The 12,058-nt window shown below is 48.2% G+C and carries 12 protein-coding genes; 10 read left to right on the plus strand and 2 right to left on the minus strand.

Annotated features, from left to right (window positions below):
• Positions 1 to 41: 41 nt before the first annotated feature.
• The 4 genes from BMW71_RS01260 (at position 42) to BMW71_RS01270 (ending at position 2,710) form a co-directional block, all read left to right on the plus strand.
• Positions 42 to 1,115 carry an AMP-binding protein gene (locus tag BMW71_RS01260; protein WP_092168361.1) on the plus strand — a complete coding sequence of 358 codons (1,074 nt, stop codon included), beginning with the start codon at positions 42 to 44 and terminating at the stop codon, positions 1,113 to 1,115.
• Positions 1,100 to 1,534 carry a DUF2141 domain-containing protein gene (locus BMW71_RS01265; RefSeq protein ID WP_092168364.1) on the plus strand — a complete coding sequence of 145 codons (435 nt, stop codon included), beginning with the start codon at positions 1,100 to 1,102 and terminating at the stop codon, positions 1,532 to 1,534. The genes BMW71_RS01260 and BMW71_RS01265 overlap by 16 nt, the downstream gene beginning before the upstream one ends.
• On the plus strand, positions 1,531 to 1,707 hold the full coding sequence (locus BMW71_RS23640) for a hypothetical protein (RefSeq protein WP_177179548.1): 177 nt from the start codon (positions 1,531 to 1,533) through the stop codon (positions 1,705 to 1,707). Before BMW71_RS01265 ends, BMW71_RS23640 begins: the two co-directional genes overlap by 4 nt.
• 160 nt (positions 1,708 to 1,867) lie before the next feature.
• Positions 1,868 to 2,710 (plus strand): universal stress protein, encoded by an 843-nt coding sequence (locus BMW71_RS01270; RefSeq protein WP_092168367.1) that lies wholly within the window; start codon positions 1,868 to 1,870, stop codon positions 2,708 to 2,710.
• Positions 2,711 to 2,769: 59 nt separating this feature from the next.
• Here BMW71_RS01270 and BMW71_RS01275 read toward each other — a convergent pair whose 3' ends face one another.
• Entirely contained in the window at positions 2,770 to 4,497 is a 1,728-nt protein-coding gene (locus tag BMW71_RS01275) for a phospho-sugar mutase (RefSeq protein ID WP_092170130.1), read from the minus strand.
• Positions 4,498 to 4,700: 203 nt separating this feature from the next.
• Between BMW71_RS01275 and BMW71_RS01280 the strand changes: the two genes are divergently transcribed.
• Both BMW71_RS01280 and BMW71_RS01285 read left to right on the plus strand, forming a co-directional pair.
• Positions 4,701 to 5,123 (plus strand): hypothetical protein, encoded by a 423-nt coding sequence (locus BMW71_RS01280; RefSeq protein WP_092168370.1) that lies wholly within the window; start codon positions 4,701 to 4,703, stop codon positions 5,121 to 5,123.
• A gap of 329 nt (positions 5,124 to 5,452) precedes the next feature.
• Positions 5,453 to 6,751, plus strand: a complete 1,299-nt coding sequence (locus tag BMW71_RS01285) for a glycoside hydrolase family 99-like domain-containing protein (RefSeq protein ID WP_244891038.1) — start codon at positions 5,453 to 5,455, stop codon at positions 6,749 to 6,751.
• 47 nt (positions 6,752 to 6,798) lie between these two features.
• On the opposite strand, the gene trpS is transcribed toward BMW71_RS01285, so the two are convergent.
• Entirely contained in the window at positions 6,799 to 7,773 is a 975-nt protein-coding gene (trpS, locus tag BMW71_RS01290) for a tryptophan--tRNA ligase (protein ID WP_092168373.1), read from the minus strand.
• A 71-nt stretch (positions 7,774 to 7,844) separates the two neighbouring features.
• Between trpS and BMW71_RS01295 the strand changes: the two genes are divergently transcribed.
• From BMW71_RS01295 to BMW71_RS01310, 4 genes are all read left to right on the plus strand, one after another.
• Positions 7,845 to 8,942 (plus strand): DUF1573 domain-containing protein, encoded by a 1,098-nt coding sequence (locus tag BMW71_RS01295; protein ID WP_092168376.1) that lies wholly within the window; start codon positions 7,845 to 7,847, stop codon positions 8,940 to 8,942.
• Positions 8,943 to 9,096: 154 nt separating this feature from the next.
• Positions 9,097 to 10,068 carry a tryptophan 2,3-dioxygenase family protein gene (locus BMW71_RS01300; protein WP_092170135.1) on the plus strand — a complete coding sequence of 324 codons (972 nt, stop codon included), beginning with the start codon at positions 9,097 to 9,099 and terminating at the stop codon, positions 10,066 to 10,068.
• Between the two features lie 3 nt (positions 10,069 to 10,071).
• A complete protein-coding gene (locus tag BMW71_RS01305; protein ID WP_092168378.1) occupies positions 10,072 to 11,658 on the plus strand; it encodes an NAD(P)/FAD-dependent oxidoreductase in 1,587 nt (528 codons plus the stop codon).
• 23 nt (positions 11,659 to 11,681) lie between these two features.
• A complete protein-coding gene (locus BMW71_RS01310; RefSeq protein ID WP_092168381.1) occupies positions 11,682 to 12,056 on the plus strand; it encodes a CoA-binding protein in 375 nt (124 codons plus the stop codon).
• Positions 12,057 to 12,058 lie beyond the last annotated feature (2 nt).

The raw sequence follows: 12,058 nt of genomic DNA on the forward strand, positions 1-12,058 counted from the left end.
CAATAGGTTTATTTTTTAGTTATTTTACAAAAAAAGTAGCAATGGTAATTTTTGGTGACACATCTTTTACATCCGAGGCAATCAAAACAGGGGATCGCAGAGGCCTGAAACCAGAATTTGAGCAGGCGTTTGGTTTTTGCCGGCAGTGGTTGGAGGGTACCGACTCGTTTCGTGTTCGTACCTCCGGCTCAACGGGTTCCCCCAAGGAGATTTCCGTGACGCGCGAGCAAATGCTGGCCAGCGTCCATGCTACCCGTCGATTTTTCGAAATAGAAAAGGGAAGCAGCCTGTTGTGTTGCCTGGATACAGAGAAGATCGCGGGAAAAATGATGTTGCTTCGTGGGCTAGAATGGGAAGGCGTCCTGCAGGTAGTACCGCCGGTAGCCAATCCACTCGAGAATATGCAGCAGGAAAGCCTTGATTTTGTGGCCATGGTACCCATGCAGGTTGCCGCTTGTTTCGATCATCCCCATGCACGGGAGGCACTAAACCGGATCAAAATATTGATTATCGGCGGAGCCCCGGTAGGCCCGGACTTACGTGAAAGAATTAAGGGATTATCTGGTAACGTGTACCAAACCTTTGGCATGACGGAAACGGTATCTCATGTAGCGCTGGCGGACTTAAAGGCATCCGGACCGCTGGAATACCGGGCACTTCCGGAAGTAACGCTGGCTACGGATAGCAGCAATCGGCTGTGCGTTCACTCACCCATGAGCGGAGCGGATTGGCTGGTCACCCATGATGTGGTAGAATTGACTTCCGACCGATCTTTTTTGTGGAAGGGTAGGGCAGATTTTGTGGTGAATTCCGGGGGAATCAAACTGTATCCGGAAGAAATTTCTGGGCAAATAGCTCCCCTGGTCCAGGAACTATTCCCGTCCAGGAACTTTTTTCTGACCGGAATCCCAGACGCCAGGCTGGGAGAAGTGCTGGTACTGGTGGTAGAAGGGATTGGAGATGAACTACGTGCCGAACGCCTCCTGAAAGCAGCGAAGGCGCTTTTGCCCCGGTATTGGAATCCAAAAGACATCCGGTTTATTCCTCGTTTTTGCTGGACTACCACTGGAAAAATCGATCAAATACGTACCTTAGTAGCATGGGAAAACGAATAATGTGTACGCTTTTTGCCTTGCTTATGGTCATTACTAGTGAAGGAAATAATGGGTTTTTGCAAATAACCGTCCATATCCCGGGTGAAAACAAGGGATTGATTCAATTGCTGGTTTTTGATTCAGCTGCGGGTTTTCCTGACCAGCCCAAAAAGGCCGTTCGCTCCAAATCAGCGCCTGTCGATGCCGGCAAAGCTATCTTTCTGTTTTCTGGGTTGAAAGAGGGCTTTTATGCCGCATCCGCTTTTCATGATGCAGACGAAGACGGGGTGATGCGAAAGTCGATCTTTGGGATGCCCAAGGATGCCTACGGTTTTTCCAACGATGCCCGTAAGCCTTTCTCAATTCCTTCGTTTACTAACGCTTCTTTTTTTCATTCCAAAGGAGGATCATCCGTGGAATTTACCCTTAAATCACCATGAATCGGACCCTACAGATTGCTGTAGCGATTGTGGGCCTCCTGGCTGCCGGCGTATACATGCTCCATTTTTTCGGACAGATTAATCATCCCTACATACCTGCCATTAGCGGCGGTGTGCTGATCGCTGCTTACCTGTTTGGCTTGTATGCGAGAAAAAAGCAGGAGAAGGAATAATTTCCGTCAAGTAAACACCGCTTACCTACCATAAAATGCGTGTAAAATCACAAAATATGACGTTTGTCATGGTTTCGATTGATGGAAGTAAGTAATTTTTTTCGGCCCCTGTGTTATCTTTAAGCCATTAATCAGTGCAAACCTTTCAATCCAACTTGATATGAAAAAGCTATTGGTTCCCACGGATTTCTCGGCGTATGCAGACGCCGCGCTTGATTTTGCCAGGCAATTGGCCCAGAAGTACGATGCCGAGATCTATTTGACGCACGTGGTGTTGACGCCAGTAAACTGGACGAAATTAACCAAAGAACAAGAAAACCTGTATCCGGATACCCTGGAAATCATCCGGAAAGCAAAGAAAGAACTGTCTTTACGCTTGGAACGGTTGAAAGAGGCCGGTGTTCGTGCCAGTGAATGGTTGCATTTTAGTGATGGCAAGGAGCGCCTTATCTCGTACATTTCCGCAGAGAAAATTGACATGGTGGTCATGGGTTCCCATGGAAAGTACGGGTTCAAAGCCCATGTGCTTGGTTCCAACACTTACACCGTACTGCGAAAAGCCGGCATACCCGTTGTTGTGGTGAAGCCTTCTGAAGGCGCCTTTACCTTCGGTAAGGTGGTATTGGCCACCGACTTTAAGGAAGCCTCAGGAAAAGCCTTTCAGACCCTTGGGGATACGATACGGTTTATGGGGGGGACTCCTGAATTGTTGTACGTAAATACCCCGGCCAATTTTATGGAAAACTCCCAAATCAAGCAGCTAGGGGAAGAATTTCTACAAAAATTTGGCTTATACCCTCACGAAATCCATATCTACAGCGCCTATAATGTGGAGCGGGGCATCATACAATTTGCTCAGGAAGCCGATGTGGATGCCGTGGCGCTCATTACCCACGGTAAGACCGACTTGCAACAGCTTTTTTCACCCTCTGTGACCGAGAATTTGGTCACCTATTTGGATAAACCTGTAATCAGCTTAAACGTAACAGCGTTTGACCAATGAAAAATGCCCCGCTATTTTTTTAGCGGGGCCATTTTCGTTCCTTCTCGAAACCGGATGGATTAACCGAAAAATTGTTTCAGGGATTCAATTTTCTTGTCCAGGGAAGCTTCCGTTGCCCGATAGGCCTCCCGATTCGGTAAGGGTTCATTTACTGAAATATAGTATTTTATTTTCGGCTCGGTTCCCGAAGGTCGTGCAGATATTTTGCTCCCGTCTTCGAGGTAAAACTGAATCACGTTTGATTTTTCCAGATCCAGGGGATGGGTTTTTCCATCTTTCATGGAGTAGACCTTGCTTTCCTGAACATCCACGATTTTTTCCACCGGAATACCGTTGATCGAGGTGGGTTTATTGGTCCGGAATCCACGCATCAACTCCTGAATCTGTTCCGCACCGTCTTTCCCCTTTTTGGTAATTGAAATCAGGGATTCTTTATAAAAACCGTACTTCATATATATTTCCGCCAGTACATCGATGAGGTTCATGCCTCGCTGACGGTAGTAGGCGACAATTTCGGCCACGATTGCGCAGGCAGAGACGCCGTCTTTGTCCCGCACAAAATCTCCAACCAGAAACCCGTAGCTCTCTTCCCCTCCAGCGATAAATTCCATTTTGCCCTCATTTTCCAGAATAACAGCAGCGATGTTTTTGAACCCGGTAAGTACGTCGTAATATTCCACATCAAAATCCTTGCTAATAACTCCGAGTAGGTCGGTAGTAACGATCGTACTTACCGTAAACTGCTTGCCTGTAAGCCTGCCTTGTTCCCGGTAAAGGTTGAGTAGGTAATAGATGATCACGGCACCGGTTTGGTTGCCATTCAGGAGTTCGTACTCTCCCTTTTCATTGGGAATAACGGCTGCATAGCGGTCTCCATCCGGGTCGCAGGCAAGGACCAGTTCTGCCTTTACCTCCCGGGCCAATTTGATGGATAGGTCAAGTGCCTCGGCTTCCTCCGGATTGGGATACTTTACGGTGGGGAAGGTACCATCTGGCTCGATTTGTTCTTTGACCAGGTGGATATTTTCAAACCCAAAAACCTTTAGCGCTGCCGGTACCATCTTACCGGAAGCGCCGTGAATGGGGGAGAAGACAACCGTCATGTCCTTTGCCACAAGGTTGTTCTGAGGAGATAAACTCAGTTTTTTGACCTCGTTGAGGTAAATTAGATCAAAATCCTCTTCGATAAATTCTTTCAGTTCATCGTTTTTTTCCCAATTGACATCATCGATGGATTTAATTTTTAGCACTTCCGTGATGATATTTTTGTCGTGTGGGGAGACCACCTGCCCGCCATCGTCCCAATAGACTTTGTACCCATTGTACTCTTTTGGATTGTGCGAAGCGGTGACCATTACGCCACTTTTGCACTGGTAATGGCGAATGGCAAAAGACAGCATGGGGGTGGGGCGCATGTCCCGGAAATAGCAAACGCGAATACCATTGGCGGTAAGCACATTGGCCGTGGTTTCGGCAAATAGGGTATTATTGATTCGTGAATCGTGGGTAATGGCTACCTTGATTTCCTCCTCGGGAAAGCTCATTTTCAAGTAGTTTGCCAGGCCTTGAGTAGCCATGCCGATGGTATAGACGTTCATTCGGTTCGAACCGATTCCCATCACGCCGCGTAAACCTCCGGTTCCAAATTCCAAGTCGCGGTAAAAAGCGTCTATTAATTCCGTGGGGTCCTCCGCATCCAGCAAAGCGCGGATCTCTTCTTTACTTCGTTCATCCAGATTACTGCTAAGCCAGGATTGGGCTTTGTTGACGATGGCTGCATCTTTCATGGGTAAAAAAAATTCGTTTTGGTTGATATTTGAACGCCAAAATATACACATTAATATGCATTTCCGCCTACTTTGGAAGGCAAATTTTAAAAGCATAAGCGGCCGACTACTGCCCTCGGGAATTTTTAAAAGCGGTTGTTGGAATATGCGCTCATATTCTCTACCTTCATCTTTTAAAACATGCAAAACAGCTTTTTGTCTTTATGGATTTTGATAAACTTGATAAGGATCTTTCCACCATCGTGGAGTTACGAATTCGTCTGAGTACCATTACGTATGCGGACCCGGATTACGACGATATCGAAGAAGAACTTCACGACCTGGAGGATACGCTTAACGAGCAATACGGAGAGGAATTAGAGGCCCGGTTGGAAGAGATTTACGAAGCGCTTTCTTCAGACAACGACGTGCTTTTGCCCTCGGCCTATCTGGCGAATACGTATGTCCCTATGCAGCCCGATGCCCGGGGTGTGGTGACCTACGATGTGCAAGGGATGGAAGGCGTGCCCATCGAATCCGAGCAGTTTGACGGGCAAGACGTGCGCATTGCACTGGTGCCGAATCCAGCGCGCTTTGTCATGGTAATCAACGGGCGTTCGTTAAAAGATCTTTGGCGTTCGAGGTAGGCAGTGATTTGGAAATGGTTACCAAAAAGCGGAAGGATATGGGACCAACGGCCTGCATTTTAGCCGGTACGAATCCTGCTTCTCGGCTTATTGGACTCGTTCTATTGATACACGGTTTGTTCGGGTGTTCCGGTCTCCGTTCCAATCCAAACGGTGTAATTGCCTCGTTCCCAGGGAAGGAGGCGTTGCAGAAAGATGCCGCCGACGTTTTTTCAGATCCCATTCAGGTAGGCGTATTTTTTATGCCATCTTGGAATGTTTCGGGTAACCCTATGCAGGATATAGACAGCTTCTGGTCCTGTCTCCGTGGGCGTGAAAATTGCCGTTTTTTGGCTGACAAAGGTGCATGGGGTCCAAACGGCAGAATTTATACGACTAAATATCCCTACGAAGGTCCTTTTCTGGATAAAATGCCCGCAAAGCAATTAAAAGGGTTTTACAAGCGGGATGATCCGGAAGTTGTCCGAACGCAATTGGATTTCATGTACGATTATGGCATCGACTTTTTTGCGTACAATTGGTTCTTTGGGCGGCATTACTATTACCATCGAAATTTCGCTCCTCAGTCGGACGTCTATTATCCGAAGGGTTGGAAAATTGACGCAGCGCGTGACGGGAGGGTAGCGGTGCCAGGCGTGGAGGAATGGACCGATCAGCTCGATGTGTTACTTCAGGAGAATTACAAAAGACCAGAAGGTAAGCGGTTGAAATTTGCGCTTAATTGGTGTGACGATAGTGAAGATCGATGGATTCAATGGCTTCGTATGGCTTCTCCCGAAAATCTTCGCTCGAAGACCAACTATCGTGGAGAAACTCCCGACAAAGACCTTTATTTACGTGTACACGATAAAATAACCCTGCTGTGGATTGATAAATATTTTCATCGGTCCGATTACTTGACCGATGAAATCGGGAGGCCGGTGGTCTATTTTTATTTTCCTCACGATACGGAAGCGAGGGCGAGTTACTACGGTGTACGATTGAACGAATTGTTGCAACGTTCTCAAAATTTGGCGAAAAAAGCGGGATTTCCGGGAATCAAATTTATAGCGGTAACTTCCGGGGCCATGACTTCCTCTCTACAGGCCTATGGTATGCCTACATCCTGGAAACCGTTTGATCCCGATAAGCCCTGGAAAGGGGGGAACTATTCCGATCGTTTGCTTTTTCAGGACTACGTTCCCCGGCTAAAAGACTTGGGATTTGAGGGATTGACGGCCTACATTTACCATGACTTTTACGATCAGAATAATAAAAGTTATGCGGATATGCGGAAGACTTATCGGGGGCATTGGGATAAGTGGTCTGCGTATTTTCGAGATGACGATCAGTTCGACTATCAGGTTCCCGTGGCAATGGGCTGGGATAGAAGGCCTGCAGGAGGTACCTGGCCCCAGAAAAGTGGGCTCCCCAGTGAACCTTTGAAAGACCGGGTCCGTTCGGACAAAAGCACCTTCAAAGCCAAGCTGACGGATGCCAGAGAAGTCCTGTTGGAAAACAGGTCATCGAATGGAAATACCTTGATGGTCTGCTGTTGGAATGAATACCTGGAGGGCAATCATATTGAGCCGTCCAGGGGCCATGGGTTCGATTACCTGGAGGCCATCCGAGAGGTACTTAGCCCCTGACAGGCTATTTTTGGCTTCATTCTTACCGGGGCTCGCTGCCTGCTTCTCTACCTGAAGCCAAGATGATTCCGGACTTTGTTGAGTAGGACCTGTGCCGTTTCCCGCGCCCGCTTTTCCCCGACCTCCAGTCTCGACTCCAATTCCTGAGGGTTATTCATGAAATGATCGAATGTTGTTCGTTCTGATCCGAAGTTTTCCAGGATGAGCTCCAGAAGTTCCTTTTTCGCATGGCCGTACCCAAAATTTCCTTGCAGGTACCTGTTCCTCAGGGCGGCCGTCTGTTCTTTTTCGGCGATGAGGCTGTACAAGGCATATACCGTGCAGGTATCTGGGTTTTTCGGCTCTTCCAGAGGGGTACTGTCGGTGACAATGGCATTGATGTTTTTCTTCAATTGTTTCTCTGGTAGAAAAATATCGATGTAATTGTTGTACGATTTGCTCATTTTTTGCCCATCGGTACCTGGAATAATTTTCACATTATCGGATATTCTGGGCTCAGGAACGGTGAGCAGTTCTTCTCCCACCCGGTGGTTAAACGTATTGGCGATGTCCCGGGATATTTCCAGGTGTTGCAACTGATCTTTTCCCACGGGTACCAGGTTTGCTTCGTACAGGAGGATATCCGCGGCCATTAAAATAGGGTAAGTAAACAGCCCCGCGTTTACGTCTGCGAGTCGGTCGGACTTGTCCTTGAAGCTGTGGGCATTTGCCAGCATGGGGTAGGGAGTAAAACAACTTAAATACCAGGTGAGCTCGGTGACTTCCGGAATGCGGGATTGGCGGTAGAACACCGTCTTTTCTGTGTCCAGCCCGAATGCCAGCCAGGCAGCCGCCACAGCATTTACATTTTCCACGCGCTGCGCCGCATCCTTGATGGTGGTAAGCGAATGAAAATCCGCAATGAAGATAAATGACTCGTTGTTTCCCTCTCGGCTCAGGTCGATAGCTGGCTTAATAGCGCCCAAAATGTTCCCCAAATGGGGCTTGCCCGAACTCTGAATTCCTGTCAATACTCTTGCCATTACTGTATTTTTGCTGCAAATTAAGGGAATTAACGCAATAATTTGCGGTAATTTTGCCGTTATTTGCACGCATGAAAAGGACAACATTTTTGGTAGCGGTGTGTGGGTTTTTGTTTTCCTGTTCCGTAGACGTTAACAGTCAGGACGTTGTAGGTTCTGGTTTGGTGTGGGAAAATAGCCTGGTTAATATTGGAGCAGTTTTGGCAGAAGATGGTCCGGCGACGGCTGATTTTTACTTCGTCAACAAAACCGATTCATCGGTATACATTCGTTCGGTGGAGACGGATTGCGGATGCACGGTAGCCGACTATTCCAAAGACAGCCTGGCTCCCGAAAAAGTTGGTTTGGTGAAGGTCAGGTACGATCCACAGTCCAGGGGAGGAACCTTTTCTAAGTTGATTATTGTCCGATCCAATGCGTATCCGGAAGGAGACTCCTTGTTTCTTGAGGGAGTGAACGTGCCTTATCCGAAAGACCCGCAAAAGCATTACGGGGTTCGAAAAGCGGGTCTGGGATTTGTATTCCCGGTCATCAACCTCGGCACCTTGTTTACAGATGCGCCAAAAACCAAGTTTGTGGATTTTTATAATTTCAACGACTTCCCCATCCAACTCAGCCAAAAACAGGCACAACTTCCCGAACACATTGCAGTCGAGATGATTCCTTCCGTAGTCCCTGCGGGTTCCAGGGCGGTCTTTTCAATTACCTACGATGCGGCGCTAAAAAAGGACCTGGGTTTTGTGGAAGACGCATTTTCGTTGTCCCTGCTTTCCGGCGAGCGCATGGATGTGTCCATTGCGCTCATGGCTACCATTCACGAACATTTTGATCCGATACCAGTCGATCAGGTGGACGAGGTACCCAGGCTAAACATTGCGGAACGGGAAATCGATTTGGGTAAAATCAGTTCTGCCAGCAGCGTTTCGGGAAGAGTTAGCCTGGAAAATACAGGTCCACTCCCTCTTAACCTCCGGAAAGTAGTGTCAAATTGTGACTGCCTGGAATTTGCGATTCCCACCAACGACTTGGACCCGGGAGAAGAAATGGTATTGGTTTTTACCTTTGATCCGAAGGGAAGAAGGGGGATTGACCACAAGACCTTGACTTTTTTCAGTAACGATCCCTTGAATCCAACGCAAACCGTTGTCATCAAAAGCCGGATTGACTAAGGCGGGCATGGCCCGTTCGGATTGTACGGTTTGCGCGTTCAAATTCGCTTAATTCTGTGAGTGGATTTGTAATTTTGGGTAATATGATGGAATTTTACCGGTCAGGCGGCCGCTGTTTCTCGTTTTGGTCAGCACAAACCCGGCAATGACGCACATGGAAAAGGAGTATCCTAAAAAGGAAATCATTGAAAAAATAAAGCAACTGGAAGAGAAGTTTCGATCTTCGGGTCAGGATTTGTCCTCGTATTTGGAAGGGTTACTTCACGCAGACTACCTGAATTACTGGGACTACATCAATCTTGACACCTTGCTTACCTTGCAGCAGCCGCGCACCTCGTTTCCGGACGAAAAGATCTTTATCGTCTATCACCAGATCACAGAGTTGTATTTTAACCTCATTTTGTGGGAACTGGAGCAGATGGCGGCGGAAAAAGAAATTGGCCTGGAATTCTTTAAAAGTAGGCTCAAGCGGGTGATCATGTATTTCGATTTGTTGATTTCTTCTTTTGCCGTAATGTGGAAGGGAATGGAACGGGAGCAGTTTATGAAATTCCGTATGTCCCTGCTTCCCGCCAGTGGGTTTCAAAGTGCCCAATACCGGATGATCGAAATCATGTGTACGGATATACAAAATTTGGTATACCTGGAAGCGAGAGAGGATTACAAGGACATTAACCTAACGAGCATCGACTCCTTATTTGATATTTTGTACTGGCAATATGGAGCAAAGGAGCTGGCCACGGGAGAAAAAACGCTGACACTCAAATCCTTTGAACAAAAATATGGGCCCGAGCTGAAAGAACTGATCGCCAAATTCAGGAAAAATAATTTGTGGAAAAAATACCTGTACCTTCCCGAAAAGGACGAAGCACTCACGGATCTCATGCGGGAATTGGATCAAAAAGCAAACGTTTATTGGCCGCTTGCCCATTATAAATCCGCTGTAAAATACCTGCAGAGAGATCCCATGGATATCGCAGCAACCGGCGGCACCAATTGGCAAAAGTTTTTACCCCCCCGGTTTCAGAAGGTGATTTTTTATCCGGAGTTATGGACCGATTCAGAAATGGACGATTGGGGAAGAAATTGGGTGGAAAAAGAGCTTTTGGGAGGAGTTTCCGGCTAAGCGATGAGAAAGGAATTGCACCTGGTCCTCCGTCCCGAAGAAGCGTACGACGAACCGATTTTTCATCAACTTGTGGCAGGCAAAGCGGGGTTTGCATCAAGCGAAGAGCTCGTGATCCGTCAGGTCCGTCGGTCCATTGATGCCCGTAGCCGGCAGGTCAAAGTCAATGTGACCGTAGAGGTATTTGCAGGTGAACCGCCTCCAGCACGCATAAATGCAGGAAAGACCTATCCCAACGTACGCAACTCCGATCCATTAATCATCGTGGGGGCGGGACCTGCAGGATTGTTTGCTGCGCTGCGAGCAATTGAGTTGGGCGTCAAACCCATCGTTTTGGAACGAGGAAAGGACGTGCGCTCCCGGAGACGTGACCTTGCTGCCCTCAACCGACGGCACTTGGTAGATCCCGATTCGAATTACTGTTTTGGTGAAGGAGGGGCGGGCACCTACTCGGATGGTAAGCTGTATACCCGGTCCAAGAAAAGAGGTGATATCCGGAGGGTCATGGAAATTTTGGTTTCTCACGGAGCAAAAGAAGATATTCTGGTGGATGCCCATCCCCACATCGGTACGAATAAACTGCCCGCACTGGTCGAAAACCTGCGGGAGCAGATCCTGCAGGCGGGCGGGGAAATCCATTTTGAAACCAAGGTGGTGGACCTGATTTTGGCCGGTGATCGTATTCAGGGAGTGGTTACGCAGGCAGGTGCCCGGGTCTTGGGTATGGGGGTGATTTTGGCTACCGGTCATTCTGCCCGGGATATTTTTTACCTTCTGGCAAGAAATAAAGTATACCTGGAAGCCAAACCCTTTGCTCTGGGCGTTCGTATCGAGCACGATCAGCAATTAATCGACCGTATCCAATACCATTGTCCGATAGATAGGGGGCGCTTTTTGCCTCCAGCCTCATATAGCCTTGTTCAACAGACGGTTCTCGATGGGAAACAGCGTGGGGTTTTTTCCTTTTGTATGTGTCCCGGTGGCTTTATCGTTCCTGCTGCCACCGCTCCGGGCGAAATTGTTGTCAATGGAATGAGTCCCAGTAGGAGAGATGGCAAATTTGCCAATTCAGGTATGGTGGTGGCAGTGGAACTGGAGGATTTGAACGGATACCGTCAGCACGGACCCCTGGCTGCGATGGTTTTTCAGCAAGAGGTGGAACAGGCAGCATGGGCCGCAGCTGGCAAAAGCCAGGCGGCGCCGGCTCAACGTCTCATAGATTTTGTTCAGAAAAAAGAAAGTAGCGAGCTGCTAAAAACGTCCTACCAGCCCGGGCTCACTAGTTCCGACCTACACGCCGTTTTGCCGGAATTTATCGCCAAGCGGCTGGCACTGGCGCTGCCAGGGATGGATCAAAAGATGAAAGGGTACGTAACAAATGAGGCACAACTGATCGGGGTGGAAAGTCGAACCTCTTCTCCGGTACGCATTCCGCGAGACAAGGAATCACTTGAGCATCCCCAGATTCAGCGGCTTTACCCCTGTGGAGAGGGCGCGGGATATGCAGGGGGGATCGTTTCGGCAGCCATGGACGGGGAACGCTGCGCCGAAAGGCTTATCAGTAAATACAGTCGCCCCAGACTGGCCTGATAATTGATCGAATACATACACCTATGAATCCTAAAAAAAAGACAGTCATCCTGGGAGCCAGTCCAAACCCCTCCCGGTTTTCCTACACAGCAGCCAAAATGTTTAAGGAAGCGGAGATTCCCTTCGTTCCGGTCGGGATCAAACAGGGAACGGTATTTGGAGCAGTGATTCAAAATCTCCGCGAGAAACCAGCGATTTCAGATGTACACACACTTACGCTTTATCTGGGACCCCAAAACCAGAAAGAGTGGTACGATTACATGCTTTCCCTAAATCCCCTACGCATCATTTTTAATCCCGGGGCCGAAAATCCGGAATTGTATGATTTGGCAAAAGACCAAGGAATTGAGGTCTTACCGGCGTGCAACCTTGTATTGCTCCGAAGCGGCCAATTTTAGCA

The sequence above is a fragment of the Cyclobacterium xiamenense genome (assembly GCF_900109255.1).
Lineage (GTDB): Bacteria > Bacteroidota > Bacteroidia > Cytophagales > Cyclobacteriaceae > Cyclobacterium > Cyclobacterium xiamenense.